Consider the following 25,500-nt stretch of genomic DNA (forward strand, 5'->3'; position numbering starts at 1 on the left):
GCTGCGTCAGGGGGTGCCGAGCGCGGTGCGGACCGCTTCGGCCAGGGCGGTGGCGTCCGGCGGGTCCAGGGGTTTGCCGTCGGGGGTGGTGACGTAGAGGGTGTCCACGGCGTTGGCGCCCAGGGTCGAGACGTGGGCGCTGCGGACGCGGACCCCCGCGGTCTCCAGGGCCCGGCCGACGCGGTGGAGCAGGCCCACCGCGTCGGGGGCGCGGACCTCCAGGACGGTGGCCAGGGAGGAGGCGTCGGGGACCACCCCGACCCGGGGTGGCGGGGGGACGGCCCCGCGCCTGCGGGGGTGGGCGGCCTCGCGTTCGGCGAGTTTCGCCGGGACGTCCAGGGAGCCGTCCAGGGCGCGGAGCAGGTCGGTGCGGAGCCGGGCGGCCTCGGGGAGGGAGCCGTACTCGGCCGCGACCCGCCAGCGGAGCACCAGGGCTTCGCCGAGGCCGTCGGGGAGGTCCAGGGCGCGCAGTTCGGCCGCCCGGACGGTGAGGCGGTGCAGGGCCAGTACGCCGGCGACGGCGGGCAGGATGCCCGGCTGGTCGGGGACGGCGACGACGAGTTCCACGCCGACGGTGTCCTGTTCCTGGCGGGCGTGGAGCGCGAGGGCGGGTTCCCGGGTGCGCAGGGCCTCCATGGCGAGGCGTTCCTGTTCGGCCGTCGGGATCTGCGGTTCGGGTACGGGTGGGGCGGTGCCGGCCAGGACGGCGGCGACCCGTGCGACCAGGTCGGTGACGAGACAGGCGCGCCAGGTGCTCCAGGCCGCCGGGCCGGTGGCCAGGGCGTCGGCCTCGGTCAGGGCGTGCAGCAGTTCCAGGGTGGTGGCCGAGCCGACGGCTTCGGCGACCGTGTGGACGGTGGCGGGGTCGGCCAGGTCGCGGCGGGTCGCGGTGTCGACGAGGAGCAGGTGGTGGCGGACGAGGGCGGCGAGGACGGCGGTGTCCTCGGGGCCGAAGCCGACGCGGGCCGCGATGTCGCGGGCGATGGTCTCGCCGGCCAGTGCGTGGTCCCCCGGCCAGCCCTTGCCGAGGTCGTGCAGGAGGGCGGCCATCAGGAGCAGGTCGGGGCGGCCGACGCGGCGGGTGAGGGCCGAGGCGCGGACGGCCGTCTCGATCAGGTGCCGGTCCACCGTCCAGGTGTGGACGGGGTTGCGCTGCGGGCGGCAGCGGACCCGTTCCCAGTCGGGCAGGAGCCGGGTGATCAGTCCTTCCGCCTCCAGGGCCTCCCAGACGGGGACCAGGGGTTCGCCCGCGCCCAGCAGGGTGATCAGTTGTTCCCGGGCCGGGGCGGGCCAGGGCACGGGCAGGGGCGCGGTCCGTGCGGCGAGCCGGCGTACGGCGTGCGGGGAGACGGGGAGGCCCGCCTGGGCGGCTGCGGCGGCCAGGCGCAGGGGCAGGACCGGGTCGCGGTCGGGCCGGGCGGCGAGGGCCAGGACGGCCTCGCCGTCGGATTCCACGACGCCTTCGGCCAGGGGGGCCCGTTCGGCCGCCGGGGTGCCCCGGGTGCCGAGCAGGCCGCGCAGCCGGGGGCGGGTGGCGCGGGAGCGCAGGACCCGGCCGACCTCGCGCCAGGTCACGTCCCCGGCGTAGGCGACGACGCGGGCGGCCTCGTAGACCTCGCGCAGCAGTGCGTCCACGCCGGGCAGGCCGAGGCGGGCGGCGACCTGGTCCTGTTCCTGGAGGGCGAGCCGGTCGGTGGCCCGGCCCGTGACCAGGTGGAGGGCGTCGCGGGTGTCCAGCAGCTTTCGGCGGGCGTCGGCGAGGCCCTGGTGGGGGGCGTCGGCCAGCCAGGACGCGGCGACGGCCCGGAGCGCGGTGAGGTCGCGGAGTCCGCCGCGGGCCTCCTTGAGGTCGGGTTCCAGGAGGAAGCGGAGTTCTCCGGCGCGTTCGGCCCGTTCCCGGCAGAGGGAGTGCAGTCGGGGCAGGCGGGTGGGGGCCTGGTTGCGCCAGTCGGTGAGGACGGAGGTGCGCAGCCCCGCGAGGAGTCCGGCGTCGCCGGCGACGGGGCGGGCGTCGAGGAGTCCGAGGTGGGCCCTGAGGTCGTCGGCGGCGGTCCTGCGGGCCTCGCCGGGGGTGCGGACGGAGTGGTCGAGGGCGAGGCCCAGGTCCCAGACGGGGTACCAGAGGCGGTCGGCGAGGGTGGCGAGGTCGCGTGGTGGGGCCTTGCCGTCGTGGAGGAGGAGCAGGTCGAGGTCGCTGCGGGGGGAGAGTTCGGCCCGGCCGTAGCCGCCGACGGCGACGAGGGCGGTGCCGCGGACGCCAGTCTCCCGTACGGCGGCGGTGAACAGGGCGTGCAGCCAGTCGTCGGTGAGGCGGGCGAGTGCGGAGCGGCGGGTGGGCCCGGACCGCGTCTCCTGTCCCAGGAGGCGCAGCCGGGCCGCGGCGTAGCCGCCGGGTCCCTGGTCGCCGGTGTGGTCCGTGCTCTCTTCGACGCTCGTCACCAGGGACTCCCGCTCGTCTCGTGCTGTGGCCGGGGCCGGGAAGGGTGGGCGGTGGCGCTCAGAGCGCGTCGGTGCCGTGCTCGCCGGTGCGGACCCGGACGACGGAGTCCACGGGGATGCTCCACACCTTGCCGTCGCCGATCTTGCCGGTCCTGGCGGCTTCGACGACGACCCTGATCACGTCGTCGGCGTCGGCGTCGTCGACGACGATCTCGACGCGGATCTTCGGTACGAGGTCGACGACGTACTCGGCGCCCCGGTAGACCTCGGTGTGTCCGCGCTGGCGGCCGTACCCGCTGGCCTCGGAGACGGTGAGGCCGTGGACGCCGAAGAGCTGGAGGGCTTCCTTGACCTCGTCGAGGCGGTGGGGTTTGACGATCGCGGTGATGAGCTTCATGCGTCCACCTTCTTGCCCGTGGCGGCGACGGGGAGGGGGGCGGGGGTGCTGCGCGAAGTGGCGCCGCCGCCCGCTCCGCTGAAGTCGTAGGCGGTCTCGGCGTGCTCGACCCGGTCGATGCCGGAGACCTCCTCGTCCTCGGTGACCCGCATTCCCATGGTCTTGTCGACGAGGAGGGCGAGCAGCGCGGACACGACGAGAGAGTAGAGCAGGACGGCGAGGACCCCGACGGTCTGCTTGCCGAGTTGTCCGAGGCCGCCGCCGTAGAAGAGGCCGGCCGCGTCGGACTGGACCCCGCCGGTGGCGAAGAGGCCGACGAGGAGGGAGCCGGCGATGCCGCCGACGAGGTGGACGCCGACGACGTCGAGGGAGTCGTCGTAGCCGAAGCGGTACTTGAGGCCGACCGCCATCACGCAGAGCAGCCCGGAGACGGCGCCGACGGCGAGGGCGCCGAGCGGGCTGACGGAGCCGCCGGCGGGGGTGATGGCGACGAGGCCGGCGACCGCGCCGGAGGCGGCGCCGAGGGTGGTGCAGGAGCCGTGGCGCAGTTTCTCGTAGGCGAGCCAGGCGAGCATGGCGGAGGCGGCGGCGACCTGGGTGTTGAGGAACATGACCGCGCCGACGCCGTCGTCGTTGCCGAGCCAGGAGCCTGCGTTGAAGCCGAACCAGCCGAACCAGAGCAGTGCTGCGCCGAGCATCACGAGCGGGAGGCTGTGCGGGCGCATCGGGTCCTTCTTGAAGCCGACGCGCTTGCCGATGACGAGGATCACGCCGAGGGCGGCGGCGCCGGCGTTGATGTGGACGGCGGTGCCGCCCGCGAAGTCGATGACGCCGAGTTCGAGGAGCCAGCCGCCGGGGCCCCAGACCCAGTGGGCGACGGGGAAGTAGACGACGGTGGCCCAGAGGGTGATGAAGAGGGCCCAGGCGGTGAACTTGACGCGGTCGGCGAGGGCGCCGCTGATCAGGGCGGGGGTGATGACGGCGAACATGAGCTGGAAGACGGCGAAGACGTAGACGGGGACGGTGGAGACGTCCCAGAGTTCGGTGATGCCGATGCCGCTGAGGCCCGCGTAGGCGGAGGACCAGCCGATGACGGAGCCGGAGTCGGTGCCGAAGGCGAGGCTGAAGCCGAAGAGGACCCACAGGACCGTGACGATCCCGAGGCTGATGAAGCTCATCATCAGCATGTTGAGGCTGCTCTTGACGCGGACCATGCCTCCGTAGAAGAAGGCGAGGCCCGGGGTCATCAGCATGACCAGGGCGGAGCAGATGAGCATGAATCCGGTGTTCGCGGCGGACAGCGTAGGGGCGTCTGCCGCGAGGGCCGTGACGGCTGGTGCCATCGGCGTCTCCTCGTCGTCGGTGCCGTCGCGCGCGGGTGGCGGGTGAGACCTGCGCGGCGCGAGGGACGGGGCCTGGGGTGGGCCGGTTACTGGCCCTGAGATTCGCGCAGGCCGGTTTCCGGCGCCACCGCCGGGTGTTTCGCGCCCGTGACGAAGAGGCCGGGCGTGTTACGCGTCCATGAACGGGCGTACGGCGGGTCCGGGCGGGGTACGGCGGCCGGGCGGGCCGTCAGACGGCTTCGGCCGCTTCGGGGAGGCGGGAGGCGAGGTGGTCGGTGAGCCGGACGACCTCGGCGACGTCGCCGTACTCGCGGGCGGCGGTGTCGACGGTCTTGCGCAGCCGGTTGTTCACCCGTTCGGAGCGCACCCGGGCGGCCACGTCCAGGGCGCGGCCGACGAGGGCGGCGGCCTGTTCGGGTTCGCGCTGGAGCAGGTGGACGGTGGCCATGCCGATGAGGTTGAGGGCGTAGGAGCGCTGGTGCTCCTCGTCCTTCTCGAAGAGTTCGACGGCCCGTTCCATGACGGGTTCGGCCAGGGAGGCGTAGGTGGGGCTGCGGCCGGCGACGTAGGCGAGGTCGCGGTAGGAGTGGGAGTTCTCGCCGTTGAGTTCGGCTTCGGAGAAGAAGCGGACCCAGTCGGGTTCGGGCCCGGCGGCGAAGGCGATGTCGGAGAAGGTGTCCTCGGCCATGCGGACGGCCCGCTTGCAGCGGCTGGGCTGGCCCATGTTGGCGTAGGCGCGGGCCTCCATCGCATACAGCATGGCCTGGGTGCGCGGGCCGGCGCAGTCGCGGCTGCCGTACTGGGCGAGGTGGACGAGTTCGAGGGCGTCCTCGGGCCGGCCGAGGTGGATCATCTGGCGGCTCATGCTGGAGAGGATGTAGGAGCCGAGCGGTTTGTCGCCGCCCTCCTTCGCGGCGTGCAGGGCGAGGACGAAGTACTTCTGCGCGGTGGGGTGGAGCCCTATGTCGTAGCTCATCCAGCCGGCGAGTTCGGCGAGCTCGGCGGCGATCTTGAAGAGGCGTTTCATGACCGGGGCCGGGTGGTTCTCCTGGAGCAGGTCGGTGACCTCGTGGAGCTGGCCCACGACGGCCTTGCGGCGCAGGCCGCCTCCGCACTGGGCGTCCCACTGGCGGAACATGACGGTGGTGGCGTCGAGGAGGTCGAGTTCGGGTCCGGAGAGCCGGGAGGGCCGGTGGCCGCCGGTGGCCGCGGGGCGGGCGCCCGGGTCGGCGGCGGGGCCGGGGACGAGCCAGCGCTGCATGGGTTCGATGAGGGCGGGGCCCGCGGAGAGGGTGAGGGAGGTCCCGAGGAAGCCGCGGCGGGCGAGCATCAGGTCGCTGCGGGAGAACTCGCCGAGCAGTTCGACGGTCTGCGGCCCGGCCCAGGGCAGGTCGACGCCGGAGACCGAGGGGGTCTGGTGGGCGGTGCGCAGGCCGAGCTGTTCGATGGCGACGACGGAGCCGAAGCGCTCGGAGAAGAGTTCGGAGAGGATGCGCGGGACGGGTTCGCGGGGTTGTTCGCCGTCGAGCCAGCGGCGGACCCGGGAGGTGTCCGTGCTGATGTGGTGGGCGCCCATCTGGCGGGCCCGGCGGTTGACCTGGCGGGCGAGTTCGCCCTTGGACCAGCCGCTGCGGACGAACCACGAGGTCAGCTGGTCGTTGCGGCCAGCGGGTGGCGCGGCCTCCGCGCCCGCCGTGCCTGCGCCGTTGCCGCTCACTGGAACGCCCCCATCCGTTCAGCCTCTTCCGCACGAAACCCTGGCCGGTCCGGAAAGTCCCACCGCGGACTTTCACAGATCCTTCACCCGCCGCCTCCGGCATGACCACGGGTGGCCGGTTCCTGGTTCTCGCGCACCGAAAGTAATCCTACGATCACCCTCGCGACGAGGCCGATTCCCCAAACGCCACCATTCGCCACCCCTTCGAATGAACGCGTCGGCCGCCCGGCGCGATTCACTTGACACCGAGGCGGAGCCGAACGGTCGGACGGGAGTGCACCCGGGGCGCGCGCGGCGGGCAGTGCGCCGGGCGGTATCCGGAAGCAGCCTCCCACAGACCACCGGCGGCAGGTCCCGCCGACGTCGTAACCACCGGCGCGTCCGACCCGTTGGAGGGGGCATGGGCATGGGCTTCACGATCGGCGGCAGCCGCAGCACCAGGGAATTCCGTTCCGGCGCCCGGCGCCGCGGCCGGACGTCGGAATGTACGGCGGTGGCCGAGTACACCGGGTTGTGGGGCTGGGCCGTGGTCCCCGGCGCCCGGGCCGGGGCCCCGGCCCGCGACTGCTCCTGCGGCACGGCAAAGTGCCGCGCTCCGGGGGCCCATCCCCTGCCGTTGGCCCCCACCGTCCCCGCCGGGGCCACCCTGGACGAGGTCACCGAGGTCTGGGGCGGGTACCCGGGCGCGGCGGTGCTGCTGCCGGCGGGCCGCTCCTTCGACGTGATCGAGGTGTCCGAGGAGGCCGGGCGGCGCGCCCTGGTCCGGCTGGAGCGGATGGGTCTGCCGCTGGGCCCGGTCACCGTGACCCCGGACGGGCGGGCCCAGTTCTTCGTGGCCCCGGGGGCCGCCGCCGGGCTGCCGCAGCTGCTGTACCGGATGGGCTGGGACGACGCCGATCTCGACCTGCGGGCCCTGGGCGCGGGGGCCTTCGTCACCGCCCCGCCCTCGGACCACGCCGGTCTGGGGCCGGTGGGGTGGCTGCGTCCGCCCGCGCTGGACTCCGCGGGGGGGCCGCCGCAGGCCCGGCTCCTGCTGGGCACGCTCGCGTACATCTGCCACCGCTCGCGCCGCTGACCCCGGTGTTCATGACGGTGCCCCGTGTTCCGGCCGGAACACGGGGCACCGTCATGGAGGCGGAACGGCTCAGTCGCCGATCAGGGCGTCCACGAACGCCTCCGGCTCGAAGGGGGCCAGGTCGTCGGGGCCCTCGCCGAGGCCGACGAGCTTGACGGGGACGCCCAGCTCGCGCTGGACGGCGATGACGATGCCGCCCTTGGCGGTGCCGTCGAGCTTGGTGAGCACGATGCCGGTGATGTCCACGACCTCGGCGAAGACACGGGCCTGGGTCAGGCCGTTCTGTCCGGTGGTGGCGTCCAGGACGAGGAGGATCTCGTCCAGCGGGCCGTGCTTCTCCACGACCCGCTTGACCTTGCCGAGCTCGTCCATGAGGCCGGTCTTGGTGTGCAGGCGGCCGGCGGTGTCGATGAGCACCACGTCGGCGCCCTCGGCGATGCCCTCCTTGACCGCGTCGTAGGCGATCGAGGCCGGGTCGCCGCCCTCGGGGCCGCGCACGGTGCGCGCGCCGACCCGCTCGCCCCAGGTCTGGAGCTGGTCGGCGGCGGCGGCGCGGAAGGTGTCGGCCGCGCCGAGCACCACGCTGCGGCCGTCGGCGACGAGCACCCGGGCGAGCTTGCCGGTGGTGGTGGTCTTGCCGGTGCCGTTGACGCCGACGACCATCACGACGGCCGGGGTGTCGACCCCGCTCTCGGTCTTCACGGCGCGGTCGAAGTCGGTGCCGAGCAGGGCCAGCAGCTCCTCCTTGAGGAGGGTGCGCAGGTCGGCGGGGGTGCGGGTGCCGAGGACCTTGACCCGCTCGCGGAGCCGGTCCACCAGCTCCTGGGTGGGTGCGACACCGACGTCGGCGATGAGGAGGGTCTCCTCGATCTCCTCCCAGGTGTCCTCGTCGAGGTGCTCGCGGGAGAGCAGCGTGAGCAGCCCCTTGCCGAGCGAGTTCTGCGACCGGGCGAGGCGGGCGCGGAGGCGGACCAGGCGGCCCGCGCTGGGCTCGGGCACCTCGATCGCGGGCGCGGCCGGCTCGGCCGGCTCCTGCTCGGCGGCCGGCTCCTGCTCGGCGGCCGGCGGTTCGGCGGCGGTCTCCGGGGAGGGGAGGCCGACCTCCTCGATCGTGCGGCGCGGCTCTTGCGCCGTCGGTGCGGCGTCCTCCCCCACACGGGGTTCGGCGGGCGGGGCAGTGATGGTCGGCGTACTCGACGGTGCCGGGGGCGGCAGCTGCTTCTTCTTGCGGCTGACGACCACGAGTCCGCTGATCGCGCCGACCGCGACCAGGGCGATGACTACAGCGAGGATAAGGATTTCCATAACCCACCCAGTATCGGCCACGGCGGCACCGGAACCCGGAACCCGGCACTTGGAGCTTCCCACAAGGACGTAAGTCTCTATTTGTAGATTTCATGACGAACATACGATGATGGATGACTTACCTCCTTTGTCCCGTCTCCTCCCCGCACGGAGTACTGCATGCCTGCCGAGCCCGCCGACGGCGCGATAGAGACCCGCGGCCTTGAACCCGTCCCCGACAGCGAGCGGAGCGGCCGGGTCCGCGAACTCGTCCCCACCTGGGTCGCCGCCAACATCAGCGTGCTGCTGCTGACCATGGGCGCCGGACTGGTCATCTTCAACGGGCTGAACATCTGGCAGGTGCTCGTCGTCGCCGCCGTCGCGCCCGTCCTCTCGTACGGGATCGTGGGCCTGATCTCGATCGCCGGGAAGCGCGGCGGGTCCCCCGGCATGGCGCTCTCCCGGGCCGTCTTCGGGCAGCGCGGCAACCTCTTCCCCGGTGCGCTGATCTGGATCGCCCGGTGGGGCTGGGAGACCATCAACGCGGTCAGCGGCGCCTACGCCGTCCTGACCGTCCTCGACCTGCTCTTCGGCATCAAGAGCAACACCACGCTCATCGTCGTCACCCTGCTCTTCTTCGTCGGCTGCACCTTCGTGGTCTCCGGGCTCGGCATCAACGCGCTGCGCGTCTGCTCCAAGTGGTCCACGTACCTCTTCGGCGGCTTCAGCGTGCTCGTCCTCGGCTACCTGGTCCTCACCACCGACTGGTCCGCCGTCTTCGGCAAGCCGGCCGGTTCCACCGCGATGATGATCGCGGGCATCGGCACCATCGCGGCCGGTGGCATCAGCTGGGTGCCCTCGGGCCCCGACTTCACCCGCTACCTGCCCCGCACCGCCTCCTCCAAGGGCATGGTCGGCGCGACGATCGGCGGCGCGGGGGTCGTCGTCCTGCCCATGGTCCTGATGGGCGCGGTCATGGCCGTCGGCACCCCCGGCCTGGCCACCGCCCAGGACCCGGTCTCCTTCATCGGCGAGCTGCTGCCGATCTGGCTCGCGGTCCCGTACCTGCTCGTCGCGCTGGTCGGCATGCTGCTGATCAACTCGATGTCCATGTACTCGGCGGGCTTCACCGCGCAGACCCTCGGCATCAAGGTCCCGCGCGCCTGGGCGGTCAGCGTCAACGCCGTGATCAGCCTGGTCTTCGGCTTCCTGCTGATGGTGGTCGCCACCAGCTTCTTCGGCTCCTTCATCTCCTTCCTGACCCTGCTGGCCGTGGCCTTCTCCGCGTGGATCGGCGTCTTCGGCGTGGACATGCTGCGCCGCAAGAGCTACGACGGGGCCGCGCTCCTGGACACCACCCGGACCAGCGCCTACTGGTACAAGGGCGGCTACGCCTGGCAGGCGATGACGGCATGGGCGCTCGCCCTGGCCGTGGGGCTGCTGTTCACCAAGGTGGACTGGTTCAGCGGGCCGCTCGCCACCACCTGGATCGGGCAGAACGGCCTCGGCTGGGCGGCGGGCATCGTGACCTCGGCCGTGCTCTACGCCGTCCTGCCGCGCTCGGCGCCGACCACCCCGGCCGCGGCCCCCGCCGGGGAGGAGCCCGTGCTCACCGGTTCCGCGACGGGCTGACCCCATAACGGCCGACGGCCCCCTCACCGGCAATACGGGTGAGGGGGCCGTCGGCCGTCCGGGAGGGCTACCCCATCTCCTCCAGCGCCTTGCCCTTGGTCTCCGGCACCCACCTGAGGACGAAGGGGATCGAGAGCACGGCGAAGCACGCGTAGATCACGTACGCGCCGGAGAGGTTCCAGTCCGACAGCGTCGGGAACGTGACGGTGATGAGCCAGTTCGCGATCCACTGGGCGGCGGCGGCGACACCGAGCGCCGCGGCCCGGATGCGGTTCGGGAACATCTCGCCCAGCAGCACCCAGACCACCACGCCCCAGGAGAGCGCGAAGAAGAGCACGAAGACGTGCGCGGCGACCAGCGCGACCGTGCCCTGCGTGTCGGGGATGGTGATGTGACCGCCGCTGCCCTCCTTGTACGAGAACGCCCACGCGGCGACCCCGAGAGCGACGGCCATGCCGGTCGAGCCGATGAGGGCGAGCGGTTTGCGGCCGATCCGGTCGACGAAGATCATCGCGATCACGGTGCCGATGATGTTGACGATCGACGTGGTGAAGGAGTAGAGGAACGAGCTGGTCGGGTCGATGCCCACGGACTGCCACAGCGAGGAGCTGTAGTAGAAGATCACGTTGATGCCGACCAGCTGCTGGAAGACCGAGAGGCCGATGCCGATCCAGACGATGGGCAGCAGGCCGAACCGGCCGCCGCGCAGGTCCTTGAAGGTGGACTTGTGCTCGGAGCGCACGGCGTGGTCGATCTCGGCGACCCGGGCGTCGAGATCGACGTTCGAGCCCTCGACCTCGCGCAGCACCTCCTTGGCCCGCTCGGTACGGCCCACGGAGACCAGGAAGCGCGGGGACTCCGGGATGACGAAGGACAGCAGCCCGTAGAGCGCGGCCGGGACGACCATGACCCCGAGCATCCACTGCCAGGCCTCCAGGCCGCCGATCCTGCCGCGCTGGTCGCCTCCGGCGAGGTTGAGGATGCCCCAGTTGACGAGCTGGGAGATCGCGATGCCGATGACGATGGCCGCCTGCTGGAAGGAGGCGAGCCGACCCCGGTAGGCGGGCGGGGAGACCTCGGCGATGTAGGCGGGGCCGATGACGGAGGCCATGCCGATGCCGAAGCCGCCGATGACCCGCCACATGGCGAGGTCCCAGAGGGCGAAGGGCAGGGCCGACCCGACGGCGCTCACCGTGAAGAGGGCCGAGGCGATCTGCATGCAGCGAATCCGGCCGATCCGGTCGGCGAGGCGGCCCGCGGTGGCGGCGCCGAACGCACAGCCGATCAGCGCGGCGGCGATCACCTGGGCCAGGACCCCGGCGCCGACGTCGAACCGTTCGCGGATCGCGACGACGGCGCCGTTGATGACCGAACTGTCGTAGCCGAAGAGGAAACCGCCCATGGCGGCGGCGGCGGTGATGAAGATGACGTGCCCGAGATGGTCGGGTACCGCCGGGCCACCGCCCGCCGCGGGTGCGTTCGCTGTGCTGGTCAAGGTGTGCTCCTCGTGCTGTGACCGGAAAGGTGTGCCGATGAGCCCGCGGCGTCCGGTGCGGCGCATCGCAAGGCGGAGGGGCGCCCGTCGTACCGGACGTACGCGGGCGCCCCGACAGCTCGGCGAGGTGCCGTGCCGGGCGTCGCGGGCCGGTGAACCTTTCCGGTCACAGCACTGGGTCGAAGACACTCCCGGGGTCCCGCGTCGACGGCGGGCGGCGTGGGGACCGTCTGTGCTCGTCTTCCGTGTGCACGTATTCCTCTCGGCGCCGCACACCAAACCGCGCGTCACCACCTGCACTCCGGACGGCACAGGGGGGAGGCTCAGCGTCGGCGCAGCCGCTGGCTGATGACCTTGGAGACCCCGTCGCCCTGCATCGAGACGCCGTAGAGCGCGTCGGCGACCTCCATCGTCCGCTTCTGGTGCGTGATCACGATCAGCTGCGAACTCTCCTGGAGCTCCTCCATGAGCCGGATCAGCCGCTGGAGGTTGGTGTCGTCGAGCGCGGCCTCGACCTCGTCCATCACGTAGAAGGGACTGGGCCGGGCCTTGAAGATCGCCACCAGCAGGGCCACGGCGGTCAGCGACCGCTCTCCCCCGGACAGCAGCGACAGCCGCTTGACCTTCTTGCCGGGCGGACGCGCCTCGACGTCGATCCCGGTGGCGAGCATGTCACCCGGGTCGGTGAGGACCAGCCGGCCCTCCCCGCCGGGGAACAGCCGCGAGAAGACGCCCTCGAACTCCCGTGCCGTGTCCCGGTACGCCTCGGTGAAGACCTGTTCGACGCGCGCGTCCACCTCCTTCACCACCTGGAGGAGGTCGGTGCGGGTCCGGCGCAGGTCGCCGAGTTGTTCGGCGAGGAACCGGTGGCGCTCCTCCAGCGCCGCGAACTCCTCCAGCGCGAGCGGGTTGACCTTCCCGAGCTGCTGGTACGCGCGCTCGGCCGCCCTGAGCCGCTCCTCCTGCCGGGCCCGGACGAAGGGGGCGGACGGGGCGCCCGGACCGTCCGGGTCCTGCGGCGCTCCCCCGCCCTCCGCGCCCCCCGGACCCGCCGGACCCGCCGTGCCGTCCTCGGGCGGGCCGGACGGGACCGGGCGGTCGGGCCCGTACTCGGCCACCAGCCCGGCGGGCTCCAGGCCGAACTCCTCCAGCGCCCGGGCCTCCAGCGCCTCGATCCGCAGCCGCTTCTCCGCCCCGAGCACCTCGCCCCGGTGGACGTGGCCGGTGAGCTCCTCCAGCTCGCCCGCGAGCTCCCGGCCCCGGGCCCGGGCCTCCCCGAGCTCCCGCTCGCGGACCCCCCGGGCCTCCTCGGCGCCGGTGCGCTCCGCCGCCGCCCGCTCCAGTGACACCTCCACGTGCGCGAGGAGCTGCCGGGCACCGTCCGCGACCGCCGCGGCCACCTCGGCCTCGTGCCGGAGTCCGGCCCGGCGCCGCTCGGCGCGGGAGCGGGCCTCCCGCTCCGCCCTGGCGGCGCGGTCGAGGGAATCGGCCCGTCCGGCCAGCGCCCTGACCCGCTCCTCGTCCGTCCTGAGCTGTAGCCGGGCCTCCATCTCGGCCTGCCGCGCCGCGGCCCCGGCCGCGGCGAGCCGGTCCCTGCGGGAGGTGTCCGGCTCCTCCTCGACGGGCATCTCCTCGGCCGTGGCCAGCCGCCCGGCGCACTCCTCCACCTCGGTCACCGCCCGCTCCAGCGCCTCCTGCGCCCGGACGGCGGCGGCGGCCCCGCGCTCGGCCTCACCGGCCGCGCCCTTCGCCTGCCCGGCGAGCGCTCCGAGCCGCTGCGCGGCCCCGGCGCGGGCCCGTTCCCCGGCCCGGCGGCGCTCGGCCAGCTCCTCGACCCGGGCCGCCAGCTCCCGGTGCGCCGCCAGGGCGCTCTCCTGGGCCCGCGTCAGCTCCCGGCACTCCCCGTCGAGGCGGGCCAGTTCGCCCGCCGCCTCGTCCACGGCGGCCCGCACCTCGATCAGGCTGGGTGCCCCGGCGGAGCCGCCCTGGGCGAGGTGCGCCCCGAACACGTCCCCCAGGAGGGTCACGGCCACCGTCCCGGGCCGCTCGGCCACCAGCGCCTCGGCCTCGTCGAGCGTCCCGACGACGACGTGGTCCCGCAGCAGCCACGCCACGGCCCTGAGCACGGCCGCGTCCCCCTGGACGAACCGGACGACGGGCGCGGCGGGGGCCGGGGCGGTGGTCCCGCACGGGACGGCCGCACGCGCGACGGCCGGGCCCGGGCCCGGTCCCGGCCCCTGACCCGCCGGAACCGGGGCGGTGGGGTGCGCGGCATCCGGGTGCGGGGCGGCGCCCTGGGCCGGGAGTCCGCCTGGCGGCGGAGCGACCGGCTGCGGGGGCACGGGCGGCGGGGTGATCAGCAGGGTGGCCCGTCCCCCGTCCGTCTCCCGCAGGTGCCGGACGGCCTCCAGCGCGGCGGCCGGCGAGGCCACCGTCACCGCGTCCGCCGCCGAGCCCAGCGCCGCCGCCACGGCGGCCTCGTACCCCGGGGTCACCGACAGCCGCAGCGCCGCCGGGCCCAGCACTCCGGCACTCCGGTCCCGTGCGGCGAGCAGCGCGCCCGTGCCGTCCTTGCGGCGCAGCCCCGGCGCCAGCGCCTCCCGCCGGGCCGAGACCGCCGCCCGGGACCGCTCCGCCGCCACCACCGCGTCCCGGGCCGCCGTCAGCGCGGACTCCGCCGCCGCCAGGCCGGTCCGGGCCTCCTCCCACCGCGCGCTGCGCGCCGCGTCCTCGTCCCCGTCCCCGTCCAGCGGACCGACCTCCGCCGCCAGGGCCTCGTACTCCTCCCGCGCCCGCGCCGCCCGGGACCGGGACTCGTCCCGCGCCGCCGCCAGCCGGCCGGTCTCCGCCTGCGCCGCGCCCGCGCGGGACCGGGCCGCGCCCAGCGCTCCCGTCAGCCGGGCCAGTTCCTCGCGCCGGTCCGCGACGGCCCGCGCCGCGTCGCGCAGCCGCCGTTCCTCCTCGTCGAGCGAGCGTTCCCGCTCCGCCCGGTGGCCGACGGCCTCCTCCAGCGTCCCCGCCGCCGTCTCCCGCGCCGCCGTCAGAGCGGCCTCCTGCTCACGGACCTGGGCGGCCTCCTGCTCCAGTTCCTGCGGGTCCCGGCCCCGCCGCTCCTCCTGCGCCGGGGCCGAGGCGCTGCGGACCCGTTCCCGTGCCAGGGACTCCGTCCCGCGGACCCGTTCGGCCAGCTGCGACAGCTCGTACCAGCTCTGCTGGGCCCGCTGGAGCCGGGGCGCGAGGTCCCGTACCGTCTCCTCCAGCCGTTCCTCCCGGTGCAGCGCCCGGGCGAGCCGGGCCTCGGCGCTCTCCTTGCGTTCCCGGAGCGCCGCCTCGTCCGCGAGCTCCGCCCCCAGGGCGGCCCGCAGGGTGACCAGGTCGTCGGCGAGGAGCCGCAGCCGCGCGTCCCGCAGCTCGGCCTGGATCACGGCCGCCCGCCGGGCCACCGCCGCCTGCCGGCCGAGCGGTTTGAGCTGCCGCCGCAGCTCGTCGGTGAGGTCCTGCACGCGCGCGAGGTTGGCCCGCATCGCGTCCAGTTTCCGCAGCGCCTTCTCCTTGCGCTTGCGGTGCTTGAGCACCCCCGCCGCCTCCTCGACGAAGGCGCGGCGCCCCATCGGGTCGGCGTGCAGGACCGAGTCCAGCCGGCCCTGGCCGACGATGACGTGCATCTCGCGGCCGATGCCGGAGTCGGAGAGCAGCTCCTGGAAGTCGAGCAGGCGGCAGGTGTCACCGTTGATCTGGTACTCGCTGCTGCCTCCGCGGAACATGATCCGGGTGAGGGTGACCTCGGCGTAGTCGATGGGCAGCGCGCCGTCGGAGTTGTCGATCGTGAGGGAGACCTCGGCGCGCCCGAGCGGCGGACGCCCGGTGGTCCCGGCGAAGATGACGTCCTCCATCTTCCCGCCGCGCAGGGACTTGGCGCCCTGTTCGCCCATGACCCAGGAGAGCGCGTCCACCACGTTCGACTTGCCCGAGCCGTTCGGGCCGACGACACAGGTGATCCCCGGCTCGAAGCGCAGGGTGGTGGTGGAGGCGAAGGACTTGAAGCCGCGCAGGGTCAGGGACTTGAGGTGCACGCGGCCGGACTCTACCGCTCGTGTCCGGTTTCACCCGTGAAGGTGCGGTATCCGGCCCGGACGGGGAGAGCCCCGCCCCCCACCTGGCCCAATGCCCCGCACCCGGACCGCCGGGAAGGGCGGGCGGGGACGTCACGGGGAGGCGGGCAGGCCGGAAAGCGGGGCAGGCGCGGGGAGGCGCGGGAAGAAAGAAGGGACGCCGAAGCGTCCCTTGCAGATCATGCGGGGCCGAGTAGAGCGACGAGTGAGCGCGGATCAGGTGAGCGCAGGCTCCGCCTGGGGTACGTCGATGTCGATGCTGTCGAGCAGCGAGTCTCCGTGCTGAGCGGCGGCAGCGTTCAGCGCGTCGTTCTCGGACTGAATCCGTCCGAGCTCGGACTCAAGGTCCTGGACGCGCTGCTGAAGCCGTCGCATCTCGGCGAGGAGTCGCGGATCGGAACCGCCGACGTAACCGAGAAGCGCCTTTGCCATGATGGATGGTCCTCCACACTGAGTGACCGACCGAAGCGGTGTGGGTCGTGAGGGAATCGCACCCGCGGCGTCCGGCAACGACTGTCAGTCACTGCGCTTACTACTGCCAACACTGCCAAACAGCTCAGGTGCGCGGGGCTTCCAGCGTCTCACCAAAAAGTTTGACGGTCAACACGATCACGCCCCGTATCCGCGGGCGGCCCGGTCCTCGCACGGGGCGCGGAGATCATCCTCATCTCCGAGCCTTCCACGGATCGACGGCTCCGGCAACGCGTCGGTGACGAATGCCCAGTTCCGGCGGTGTGCGGACGGCCGCGCGATGTGATCAGTGCATGATCGGCCGATCCGTCACCGGATCGCGAACCCGTCGTATCCGCCGCGCGGTGTGCTCCAGATCTCGGTGACCCCGTCCACCCGGCCGGGCGTGTCGGCGGAGCGCAGCCAGTCGAGCAGCCGGTGGCAATTCTCACGCGGCCCCTCGGCCACCACCTGCACCCGGCCGTCGTCCAGGTTGAGCGCGAAGCCGACGACCGCGCCGATCTCCAGGGCATTGGCCCTGGTGAACCAGCGGAAGCCCACTCCCTGTACACGACCGCGCACCCAGGCGGTCAGACGGACGTCTTCGTTCATGCGTGAACGCTAACCGGGCGGACACCTGCGGACCGCATCGCCCCCTGTACGCCATGGCGTACAGTCGCGCACCGATGAACTCACCCATTTGGGTGAGTAAAGGATGATCTTGATCGTACCGGACCCGGTCTCCGCGGGTCCGGTCCCGCAGGAAGGGCACGCCGCCGATGGGACGCCACCGACTCCATGCCGCGCCGCGCCGCAGCGGCGGCAGGCGCCGCACCGCCGTGCGCACCGGCCTGCTGGGCGCCTCCGTGGCCGTGGCCCTCGGCGCGGCGGCCGTCACGACGGGCATGGTGGCGGTCGGCGGCTCCTTCCCCTACCTCGGTACGGGTACGGCCGCCAGGACCGAGGCCCGCGCCACTCCCGCGCCGGACCCCGGAAGCACCCCCGGGGGCGGCCCGGCCGACCTCACCGGCCGCGCCCCCGCGAGCCCCGGTACGAGTCCCGGGGCGGGCACCGGCCCGGCGAGCCCGGCCGCCTCCCCCTCCCCGGCCGCATCGCCGTCCGCGTCGGCGTCACCGAGCCCGTCCGCCTCACCGGACGCCCCCACCGCTGCGGCCTCCTCCGCCCCGGCTCCCACCAGGACCCGGCCGCAGGCACCGTCCCCGCAGCGGAGCACCGCCCCCGTCCGTCCGGCCGACCCGGCGCCGTCCCGGCCCGCGTCCCCGCCGGCCGGGAACGGGCACTCGGCCGAGGAGGCCGCCGTACTGGCCCTGGTGAACCAGGCGCGCGCACAGGCCGGGTGCGGGCCGGTCCGGGCCAACCCGCCGCTCGCGGGGCTGGCCGGGGCCTTCAGCAAGGACATGGCCGTCCGCGGCTTCTTCGACCACACCGACCCCGACGGCAACACCCCGTGGGACCGGGCGGTCAAGGCCGGCATCGCGGGCCTGGGCGGCGAGAACATCGCCCGCGGCCAGGGCGACGCGGCCTCGGTGATGACGGCGTGGATGGGCAGCCCGGACCACAGGGCGAACATCCTCAACTGCGAGTTCCGCACCCTGGGCGTCGGCGCCCACTTCGCCGGCGGCGGCCCCTGGTGGACCCAGGACTTCGGCTACTAGTGCTGTGACCGGAAAGGTTTGCCGGTAGGCCCGCGGCGTCCGGTGCGACTGCGTTCGCTGCGCTCACTTCGTCTCGGCTCTTGCCTTGATCCTTCGGATGCCGAGCGCATCGCAAGGCGGAGGGCCACGGCTTGTACTGGACGTACTTGCGTGGTCCGACAACGCGGCGAGGCGCCGTGCCGGGCGTCGAGGGCCGGTGAACCTTTCCGGTCACAGCACTAGCCGCAGCCGCAGGTCACGGGCCCGGAACCCGGAGCCGCAGGTCCAGGGCCGCAGGGGCCCGGCCTGCGGGTCCCCGGTCACGGGTCCCGGCCGCCCGGGAGTCCTACGACGGGTCGCGCGGCGGCCTCTGGCAGCGCGGGCAGAAGTAGCTGGACCGGTTCATCCACGGCCTGCGCCGCATCGGGGTGCCGCAGCGGCGGCAGGGCTCGTCCTCACGCCCGTAGGCGTCCAGCGAGCGGTCGAAGTACCCCGACTCGCCGTTCACGTTGACGTAGAGGCTGTCGAAGCTGGTGCCGCCGGCGGCGAGTGCGGCGTTCATCACGTCCCGGACATGGCCGAGGAGTTCCGCGCTCCGGGGGCGCGTGAGGGTGGCGGTGGGGCGCTCGTAGTGCAGCCTGGCGCGCCAGAGCGCCTCGTCGGCGTAGATGTTGCCGACCCCGCTGATCAGCGACTGGTCCAGCAGCGCCCGCTTCACGGTGGTCCGCCGGGCGCGCAGGGCGAGGTGGTAGGCGTCCTCGTCGAAGAGCGGGTCCAGGGGGTCGCGGGCGATGTGCGCGATGACGTCGGGCAGCCCGTCGGTGCTGCCCGCGGCGCTCTCGTGGAGCGAGAGTCCGCCGAAGGTCCGCTGGTCGACGAAGCGCAGCTCCGTCCCCTCGCGGTCGCCGAACCGCACCCGGACGCGCAGGTGCTTCTCGTCCGGGGCCTCCTCGGGCCGCACGAGCAGCTGCCCGCTCATCCCGAGGTGCCCGAGCACGGAGAGGTCCTGCCCCTCCAGGGGCAGCCACAGGTACTTGCCCCGACGGTGCGCCGCCCCGATGGTTCCTCCGTCGAGCCGCGCCGCGAAATCGGCCCCGCCCGCCGGATGCCGGCGCACGGCCCTCGGGTGCAGCACCTCCACCCCGGCCACGGTCCGCCCGGCGACCCACCGCTCCAGCCCCCGGCGCACCACTTCCACCTCGGGCAGCTCGGGCACGGCGTTCCTCCGGAGGAGATGGGGGCCTGCGGATCTGCGGATCGGCAGGTCTGCGGATCTACGGGGCTGCGGATCTACGGGGCTGGGCGCTCCGGGCGAGCGTACCGGCCCGGCCCGGGGCCCGGGAAACGGGTCCGCCCCGCCACCTGACGAGCAGGTGGCGGGGCGGGGAGAACCGGAAAGAAAAGCAGGTCAGGCGCTCGGACCGGCAGGCGTCGGCGACCCGCCGTCCTCGGCCGGAGCCTCGGCCCCCGCATCGGTACCGGCCGGGGCCGGGTCCGTTGCCGGGTCCACTGCCGCAGGCGCCCGGGCAGCCGCGGCCTCCGCCGCGATCCGCTCGTCCGCGGCGGCGCGGATACCGCGCCACGCGGACTCCGCCGCCTGCTGTTCCGCTTCCTTCTTGCTGCGGCCGGTGCCGGTGCCGTACGAGACACCACCGACGCGGGCGGCAGCAGTGAAGATCTTCTCGTGGTCCGGACCGGTCTCGGTGACCAGATATTCCGGTACGCCAAGACCTTCGGCCGCCGTCAGCTCCTGGAGACTGGTCTTCCAGTCCAGGCCGGCCCCGAGGTTGGAGGACTTCTCGATGAGCGGGTCGAAGAGCCGGTGAACCAGCTCCGCGGCCGCTCCGAGGCCCTGGTCGAGGTAGACCGCGCCGATCACCGCTTCAAGGGTGTCGGCGAGGATGGATGCCTTGTCCCGGCCACCCGTGCCTTCTTCGCCCCGGCCGAGCCGGACGAAGAGACCGAGTTCGAGGCCACGCCCGACCTCCGCCAGTGCACGCGAGTTGACCACCGCGGCCCGCAACTTGGCCAGCTGGCCTTCGGGCAGGTCGGGGTGGGTCGTGTACAGCGTGTCCGTGACCACCAGGCCGAGCACGGAGTCCCCGAGGAACTCCAGCCGCTCGTTGGTGGGCAGACCGCCGTTCTCGTACGCGTACGAACGGTGGGTCAGCGCACGCACCAGAAGGGCGGACTCGAGTCGATACCCGAGCCGCCCTTCCAGAAGCGTGTGGGACGAGGCCGCGTTGTTACTGTCTGCCTGCTTCTCAGCGTTGGACAGCTCAGACATTGCGCCTCTCACCAGCCGCTCAGACCTCGAGGACCTGGCGCTTGTTGTAGGTGCCGCAGCTCGGGCACGCGATGTGCTGGAGCTTCGGCTCCTGGCAGCGCTCACACGAAACCAGGTTGGGGACCGCAGCCTTCCACTGCGACCGGCGGTGGCGCGTGTTGCTGCGCGACATCTTCCGCTTCGGAACAGCCACGGCTACTTCTCCTGCTTCTCGGCGGCGCTCTGAACTCCGTCAGATGCAGTGCCGCTCATGTTGTCCTTCTCGTCGCCCTGATCGGCGACGAGTCCCTGCAGTGCCGCCCAACGGATGTCGACGGCGTCATGGTGGTGGTCCGGGTCGTCGTTCAGGCTGAGCCCGCAATCGGGGCACAGTCCGAGACAGTCCTCCCGGCACACCGGCTGCAGTGGCAGTGCGAGCACCACCACGTCACGCAGCACGGGTTCGAGGTCGAACAAACCGTCCTCGAGGAAGAGCGTGTCCTCGTCGTCCTCGGCGTCGTCGGCCGGTTCCGCCTTGGAGCGGCTCCGGTCGTCGGCGTCAGGGTACGAGAACATCTCCTGGAAGTCCGCCTTGAGCTCGCGCTCGACGGTCTCCAGACACCTTACGCACTCCCCCACGGCCGATGCACGGGCGGTGCCTGTGACAAGCACCCCTTCCATGACCGATTCCAGTCGGAGACGGAGCTTCAGCGGGGTGCCCTGCGGCACTCCGATGACGCCGGCCAGACCGAGGTCCGCCGGAGCTTCGATCTCCAGGGAGAGCCGCTGCATGGCACCAGGACGCCGACCCAGCTCGTGCGTGTCGAACACGAGGGGGTTGCGGTGGTCGAGGCGGGTATTCAGGGCCGTTCCTGCTTTCACAGATCGCTGAAGATCAAAGATTCCGCCACGTGAGGGCAGCATGGATCGCGGTGCATACGCGCGACCGAACAGCCAGGATACCCGGCACCGCGCTCAGCGCCCAATCCGGGATCAGTGACCCTCTTCGTACCGGCGGAGGTGGTCCAGGTCGATCATGCCGGTGTCGAAGAAGCTGGTCTCGTCCAGTGCGGGCTGCGCGAGCTGGGGCTGCTGGGGCTGGGGCTGCCGGTAGGCGGCGTACGGGTCCTGCTGCGGCGGCGCGTAGTGCGCGGGGTAGGCCGCCGCGGCGGGGCCGGCGCCCGCGCCGGGGTACGGGTCGGAGTACGGGCCGGGCTGCGGCGGCTGCCCCGGGCCGTACGGGTCCGGGTAGCCGTAGGGGTCCGGCCGCGGATGGGCGTACGCGGGCTCCGGCCGCTCCGGCGCCGGGGGCTGCGGTTCGGCCAGGCCCGCCAGGAATTCGGCGTCGCTCGCCGAGCGGGCGGACGGCGGGGTGCCCGCCGCGTCCTGGGCGGCGATGTGCGCGCCGAGGTCGTCCGACGGGACCCGGCCCAGCAGTTTCTGGCGGCCCCGGCCCACCGCCTCCAGGGTCTTGGAGAGCACCGCCTCGAAGGTGGCCAGCTTGGTGTCCACGTACGCGTCCGCCTGCCGCCGCTGGGTCTCGGGGTCGTGGCTGCGCTCGGGCGCCTCCGGGTCCGGGCGGCCGTGTTCGTCCAGGGCCGGGCCGCGGCCCAGCAGCTTCTCCCGGCCGCGGTCCACCGAGCCGATGGTCTTGGACAGGACGACCTCGAAGTTGGCGAGCTTGCTGTCCACGTAGTCGTCGGCCTCGGCCCGGATCTCCTCGGCCTCCCGCCGGGCCTCCTCCAGGATGCGGTCCGCCTCGGCCCGGGAGCGGCGCGCCACCTCGGTGCCGGAGACCAGCGAACCGCGCCGGCTGTGCGCGGACTCGATGATCCGCAGCGCCTCCTGGCGGGCCTCCTCGACCAGTTGTTCCCGGCCGCCGATGACCTCCCGCGCCCGGGCGAGCGAGCCGGGGAGGGCCTGGCGCACCTCTTCCAGCGCGGCGAGCAGCTCGGCCCGGTTGACCACGCAGGAGGCGGACATGGGCAGGGAGCGGGCGCCGCCGACGGCCGCGACGATCCCGTCGAGCTTCTTCTGCACGTCCATGGGGGCTCGCACCTCTCTCGGCCTCGGGTGGTTCCTGAGACGGACGGCACGACTGTAAGGCCACCGGGTGGAGGGCCGGCCCGGTCTGCGGGAGGGGCGGGCGGGCGCCGCTGGGGTCAGCGGTCGGCCAGTCGTGCCATGAGTGCGGTGTGCACGTGCGCGGGGAGCAGGTGGGCGACGTCGCCGCCCCATGCCGCGACCTCCTTGACCAGGGAGGAGGAGAGGAAGCTGTAGGTCGGGTTGGTCGGCACGAACAGGGTTTCGACGCCCGACAGGCCCATGTTCATCTGGGCCATCTGGAGTTCGTAGTCGAAGTCGCTGACGGCGCGCAGGCCCTTGACGATGGCGGGGATGTCCCGCTGCTTGCAGAAGTCGACGAGCAGGCCGTGGAAGGACTCGACCTGGATGTTCCCGTAGTCGGCCGTCGCCTCGCGGATCAGCTCGATCCGCTCCTCGACGGTGAACAGTCCCTTCTTGGACTGGTTGATCATCACGGCGACGTGGACGACGTCGTAGAGCCGGGAGGCCCGGCCGATGATGTCGAGGTGTCCGTTGGTGATGGGGTCGAACGACCCCGGACAGACGGCGCGGCGCAACTGGGGTTCCTCGCTCTCCGGTGCGGGCTTCATGAGTCTTCGCCGGTGAAGGCGGCGCGACCGTACCAGAGCGTGCCTTCCCCGTACTTCCGTGACCGGAGCGGCTCGAACTCCCCGGGCCACGGGAAGGCGCCGCTCCTGGTGCTGCGCTCCACGGTGACGAGCGCGTCGCCGGTGAGCCAGCCGTTGGACCGGAGTGTGAGGAGGATCTCCCGGAGATCCTCGTGCCCGACCGCGTAGGGCGGGTCCAGGAAGACGATGTCGTACGGGTCCCCGTGCGCCGGGACGGCCACGATCTGCTCGGCCCGGCCCGACCGGAACTCGGCCCCGGGCAGGGCCAGGTTCTTGATGTTCTCGCGGACGGCCTGCGCGGCCTTGGTGTCGGTCTCGACGAGCAGGGCGTGGGCCGCGCCGCGGGAGAGGGCTTCCAGGCCCACGGCGCCGGAGCCCGCGTAGAGGTCGAGGACGCGGGCTCCGGCGAGGCCGTGGAGCGATTCCCAGGTGGAGAAGAGCCCTTCGCGCATCCGGTCCGAGGTCGGCCGGGTGCCGGTGCCGGGGGGCACGGCCAGCCGTCGCCCGCCGGCGCTGCCGGCGATCACGCGGGTCATCTGGGGTCCTTCGGGGAGGGAGGGGACAGTGGTGCGGGGCTTCCACGATAGGCCGTGCCGTTCACCCCTTCTCCAGGTACTGCTCCCGTTCGGTGTCGAGCAGGGCGTCCAGCGCGGTCCGCAGGCCCGGCAGCCGCTCCAGGGCCGGGTCGTCGGCGACGACGCGGGTGGCCTCCTCCCGGGCCTGGGCGATGACCTCCTCGTCCTCGATGACGGCGAGCATGCGCAGCGAGGAGCGGACCCCCGACTGGGCCTGGCCCAGGACGTCGCCCTCGCGGCGCTGTTCCAGGTCGATCCGGGAGAGTGCGAAGCCGTCGAGGGTGGCGGCGACGGCGGCCAGCCGGGCCCGGGCGGGGCTCGCCTCGTGTGCCTCGCTGACCAGCAGGCACAGGCCGGGGGCGGAGCCGCGGCCGACCCGGCCGCGCAGCTGGTGGAGCTGGGAGACGCCGAACCGGTCCGCGTCCATGATCACCATGACGGTGGCGTTCGGGACGTTCACCCCGACCTCGATGACGGTGGTGGCGACCAGCACCTTGATCTCGCCCGCCGTGAACCGGCGCATGACGTCGTCCTTGTCGGCCGGGTCCATCCGGCCGTGCAGCACCGCGACGCCCACTGCGGCGAGCGGGCCGCGGGTGAGCTGTTCGGCGAGGTCCAGTACGGCGAGCGGGGGCCGTTTGTCGCCGTCCTCCTCGGCCGCCTTCTTCCCGGCGGCCTTCTTGCCCGCCGCCTTCTTCCTGGGGTCGGCGGCCTCGTCGTCGTCGCCGATGCGCGGGCAGACCACGTACGCCTGGTGGCCGTTCTCCACCTCCTCGCGGACCCGTTCCCAGGCGCGGGCCAGGAAGTGCGGTTTGTCCTTGGCGGGGACGACGTGGGTGGCGATCGGGGAGCGGCCGGCCGGGAGCTGGTCGAGGACGGAGGTCTCCAGGTCGCCGAAGACGGTCATGGCGACGGTGCGCGGGATCGGGGTGGCGGTCATGACGAGCAGGTGCGGGGGTTGCTTGCCCTTGGAGCGCAGGGCGTCGCGCTGTTCCACGCCGAAGCGGTGCTGTTCGTCGACGACGACCAGGCCGAGGTCGTGGAACTGCACCTTGTCCTCGATCAGGGCGTGGGTGCCGATGACGATCCCGGCCTCACCGGTGACGAGGTCGAGCAGGGCCCGGCGCCGGGCGGGCATCCCCATGGAGCCGGTGAGGAGGACCACCTTGGTGCCCTGGCCGGAGCCGCCGAGCGTGCCCGCCCGTCGGTCGTCGCCACCCTTCCGGGGAGGCGCTTCGCGCCACAGCCCCCAGTTCTCGGCCAGCTCGCCCATCATCTCGGTGATGGACCGGTGGTGCTGCTGGGCGAGGACCTCGGTGGGGGCGAGCAGCGCGGCCTGGCCGCCGGAGTCGACCACGGCGAGCATCGCGCGCAGTGCGACCAGTGTCTTGCCGCTGCCCACCTCGCCCTGGAGGAGGCGGTGCATGGGGTGGTCGGTGGCGAGGTCGTCGAAGATCTCCTTGGAGACGGTCCGCTGGCCTTCGGTGAGGGTGAAGGGGAGCTTGTCGTCGAGGGAGTCGAGGAGGCCGCCGGGGACGGGGCGGCGGGGGACGGCCGGGAGCTGGGAGTCGGCGTGGCGGCGGCGGGCCAGGGCGACCTGGAGGACGAACGCCTCGTCCCACTTCAGCCGCTGGCGGGCGTCGTCGATGTCGGCCTTGGTGGCCGGCCGGTGGATCTTCAGGAGGGCCTCGGTGAGCGGGACCAGGCCGCGGCCCTCGCGCAGGGCGGCCGGGAGCGGGTCCACGACCTCCTGGGCGCGGGGCAGCACCGCGTCGACGGCTTTGGCGATCTTCCAGGACTCCAGTTTGGCGCAGGCCGGGTAGATCGGGATGAGCCGGCCCGCGAAGGCGGCTGCCGCGTCGCGCTCCCCGGCGTCCTCGCCGAGCGGCTCGTACGCGGGGTGGGCGAGCTGGAACTTGTGGTTGAACATGGAGACCTTGCCGGCGAACATCGCGCGGCTGCCGGGGAGCAGCTCCTTGTGCGGTTTGTGGACGCCGGAGCCGAAGAAGACGAGCTGGAGCCGGCCGCTGCCGTCGGTGATGGTGACTTCGAGGCGTCTGCCGCGGCCCCCGTTGAAGGTGAGGACCCGGGCGTCGGCGACCTGGGCGACGACGGTCACGTGTTCGTCGATCTGGTCGGCGAGCCCGGCCAGCGAGGTCAGCTCGCCCCGCTCGGCGTACCGGCGGGGGTAGTGGTGGAGCAGGTCCAGGGCCGTGTGCAGGCCGAGCTGCTCGGCCAGCACCTTCGCGGTGGCGGGTCCGAGTGTCTTCTTGAGGTCTTCGTCGAGCGCGGGCACGTGTTCCATTGCACACCATGCCTGTGACAGGACCGCTCCGCGGCCCCGGG

At 73.2% G+C, this 25,500-nt stretch carries 20 protein-coding genes; 3 read left to right on the plus strand and 17 right to left on the minus strand.

All coding sequences use genetic code 11. The features are described 5' to 3' along the window. Positions 1-6 precede the first annotated feature (6 nt). The 4 genes from ACIA5F_RS17820 to ACIA5F_RS17835 all read right to left on the minus strand — a co-directional run bounded on the left by ACIA5F_RS17820 (position 7) and on the right by ACIA5F_RS17835 (position 5,896). Positions 7-2,439: a [protein-PII] uridylyltransferase gene (locus ACIA5F_RS17820; RefSeq protein WP_399353900.1), complete on the minus strand. Its 2,433-nt coding sequence runs from the start codon at positions 2,437-2,439 to the stop codon at positions 7-9. Positions 2,440-2,497: 58 nt separating this feature from the next. Then, positions 2,498-2,836 (minus strand): P-II family nitrogen regulator, encoded by a 339-nt coding sequence (locus ACIA5F_RS17825; protein ID WP_399353902.1) that lies wholly within the window; start codon positions 2,834-2,836, stop codon positions 2,498-2,500. After that, the gene (locus ACIA5F_RS17830; RefSeq protein WP_399353904.1) at positions 2,833-4,179 is read right to left on the minus strand and encodes an ammonium transporter; all 1,347 of its coding nucleotides are present in this window, start codon (positions 4,177-4,179) and stop codon (positions 2,833-2,835) included. Before ACIA5F_RS17830 ends, ACIA5F_RS17825 begins: the two co-directional genes overlap by 4 nt. A 229-nt stretch (positions 4,180-4,408) precedes the next feature. After that, on the minus strand, positions 4,409-5,896 hold the full coding sequence (locus ACIA5F_RS17835; RefSeq protein ID WP_399353906.1) for a hypothetical protein: 1,488 nt from the start codon (positions 5,894-5,896) through the stop codon (positions 4,409-4,411). 406 nt (positions 5,897-6,302) lie between these two features. On the opposite strand from ACIA5F_RS17835, the gene ACIA5F_RS17840 reads away from it, so the two are divergent. After that, positions 6,303-6,971, plus strand: coding sequence for a bifunctional DNA primase/polymerase (locus tag ACIA5F_RS17840; RefSeq protein WP_399353908.1), 669 nt, complete (start codon positions 6,303-6,305; stop codon positions 6,969-6,971). 69 nt (positions 6,972-7,040) lie between these two features. Here the strand turns inward: ACIA5F_RS17840 and ftsY are convergent, their stop codons facing one another. Continuing rightward, on the minus strand, positions 7,041-8,276 hold the full coding sequence (gene ftsY / locus ACIA5F_RS17845) for a signal recognition particle-docking protein FtsY (protein WP_399353910.1): 1,236 nt from the start codon (positions 8,274-8,276) through the stop codon (positions 7,041-7,043). Between the two features lie 159 nt (positions 8,277-8,435). Between ftsY and ACIA5F_RS17850 the strand changes: the two genes are divergently transcribed. Continuing rightward, entirely contained in the window at positions 8,436-9,887 is a 1,452-nt protein-coding gene (locus ACIA5F_RS17850) for a cytosine permease (RefSeq protein ID WP_399353912.1), read from the plus strand. A gap of 67 nt (positions 9,888-9,954) precedes the next feature. On the opposite strand, the gene ACIA5F_RS17855 is transcribed toward ACIA5F_RS17850, so the two are convergent. The 4 genes from ACIA5F_RS17855 to ACIA5F_RS17870 form a co-directional block, all read right to left on the minus strand. Next, positions 9,955-11,382, minus strand: coding sequence for a sugar porter family MFS transporter (locus ACIA5F_RS17855; RefSeq protein ID WP_399353914.1), 1,428 nt, complete (start codon positions 11,380-11,382; stop codon positions 9,955-9,957). A gap of 323 nt (positions 11,383-11,705) precedes the next feature. Then, positions 11,706-15,455 (minus strand): AAA family ATPase, encoded by a 3,750-nt coding sequence (locus ACIA5F_RS17860; protein WP_399353916.1) that lies wholly within the window; start codon positions 15,453-15,455, stop codon positions 11,706-11,708. 255 nt (positions 15,456-15,710) lie between these two features. Then, complete coding sequence (locus tag ACIA5F_RS17865) at positions 15,711-15,926, minus strand: hypothetical protein (RefSeq protein ID WP_399353918.1); 216 nt, start codon at positions 15,924-15,926, stop codon at positions 15,711-15,713. A 348-nt stretch (positions 15,927-16,274) separates the two neighbouring features. Then, the gene (locus ACIA5F_RS17870) at positions 16,275-16,556 is read right to left on the minus strand and encodes an acylphosphatase (RefSeq protein ID WP_399353920.1); all 282 of its coding nucleotides are present in this window, start codon (positions 16,554-16,556) and stop codon (positions 16,275-16,277) included. A 167-nt stretch (positions 16,557-16,723) separates the two neighbouring features. Here ACIA5F_RS17870 and ACIA5F_RS17875 point away from each other — a divergent pair, with 167 nt between their 5' ends. Beyond that, positions 16,724-17,620 (plus strand): CAP domain-containing protein, encoded by an 897-nt coding sequence (locus ACIA5F_RS17875; RefSeq protein WP_399353921.1) that lies wholly within the window; start codon positions 16,724-16,726, stop codon positions 17,618-17,620. A 325-nt stretch (positions 17,621-17,945) separates the two neighbouring features. Here the strand turns inward: ACIA5F_RS17875 and mutM are convergent, their stop codons facing one another. The 8 genes from mutM to recG form a co-directional block, all read right to left on the minus strand. Beyond that, positions 17,946-18,815 (minus strand): bifunctional DNA-formamidopyrimidine glycosylase/DNA-(apurinic or apyrimidinic site) lyase, encoded by an 870-nt coding sequence (mutM, locus tag ACIA5F_RS17880; protein WP_399353922.1) that lies wholly within the window; start codon positions 18,813-18,815, stop codon positions 17,946-17,948. A gap of 192 nt (positions 18,816-19,007) precedes the next feature. Continuing rightward, positions 19,008-19,886 carry a ribonuclease III gene (gene rnc / locus ACIA5F_RS17885; protein WP_399353924.1) on the minus strand — a complete coding sequence of 293 codons (879 nt, stop codon included), beginning with the start codon at positions 19,884-19,886 and terminating at the stop codon, positions 19,008-19,010. Positions 19,887-19,905: 19 nt separating this feature from the next. Continuing rightward, positions 19,906-20,079, minus strand: a complete 174-nt coding sequence (rpmF, locus tag ACIA5F_RS17890) for a 50S ribosomal protein L32 (protein ID WP_053675094.1) — start codon at positions 20,077-20,079, stop codon at positions 19,906-19,908. Between the two features lie 2 nt (positions 20,080-20,081). Further along, positions 20,082-20,789 (minus strand): YceD family protein, encoded by a 708-nt coding sequence (locus ACIA5F_RS17895; protein ID WP_399353926.1) that lies wholly within the window; start codon positions 20,787-20,789, stop codon positions 20,082-20,084. A gap of 69 nt (positions 20,790-20,858) precedes the next feature. Next, complete coding sequence (locus ACIA5F_RS17900) at positions 20,859-21,911, minus strand: cell division initiation protein (protein WP_399353929.1); 1,053 nt, start codon at positions 21,909-21,911, stop codon at positions 20,859-20,861. A gap of 116 nt (positions 21,912-22,027) precedes the next feature. Then, positions 22,028-22,507: a pantetheine-phosphate adenylyltransferase gene (gene coaD / locus ACIA5F_RS17905; RefSeq protein WP_399353982.1), complete on the minus strand. Its 480-nt coding sequence runs from the start codon at positions 22,505-22,507 to the stop codon at positions 22,028-22,030. 29 nt (positions 22,508-22,536) lie between these two features. After that, positions 22,537-23,115: a 16S rRNA (guanine(966)-N(2))-methyltransferase RsmD gene (gene rsmD, locus ACIA5F_RS17910; RefSeq protein ID WP_399353931.1), complete on the minus strand. Its 579-nt coding sequence runs from the start codon at positions 23,113-23,115 to the stop codon at positions 22,537-22,539. A 61-nt stretch (positions 23,116-23,176) separates the two neighbouring features. Then, positions 23,177-25,459 carry an ATP-dependent DNA helicase RecG gene (recG, locus tag ACIA5F_RS17915; protein WP_399353933.1) on the minus strand — a complete coding sequence of 761 codons (2,283 nt, stop codon included), beginning with the start codon at positions 25,457-25,459 and terminating at the stop codon, positions 23,177-23,179. Between the last annotated feature and the right edge of the window lie 41 nt (positions 25,460-25,500).

Origin of the sequence: Streptomyces sp. NPDC051567, assembly GCF_044454165.1 — a bacterium.
Taxonomy (GTDB): Bacteria; Actinomycetota; Actinomycetes; order Streptomycetales; family Streptomycetaceae; genus Streptomyces.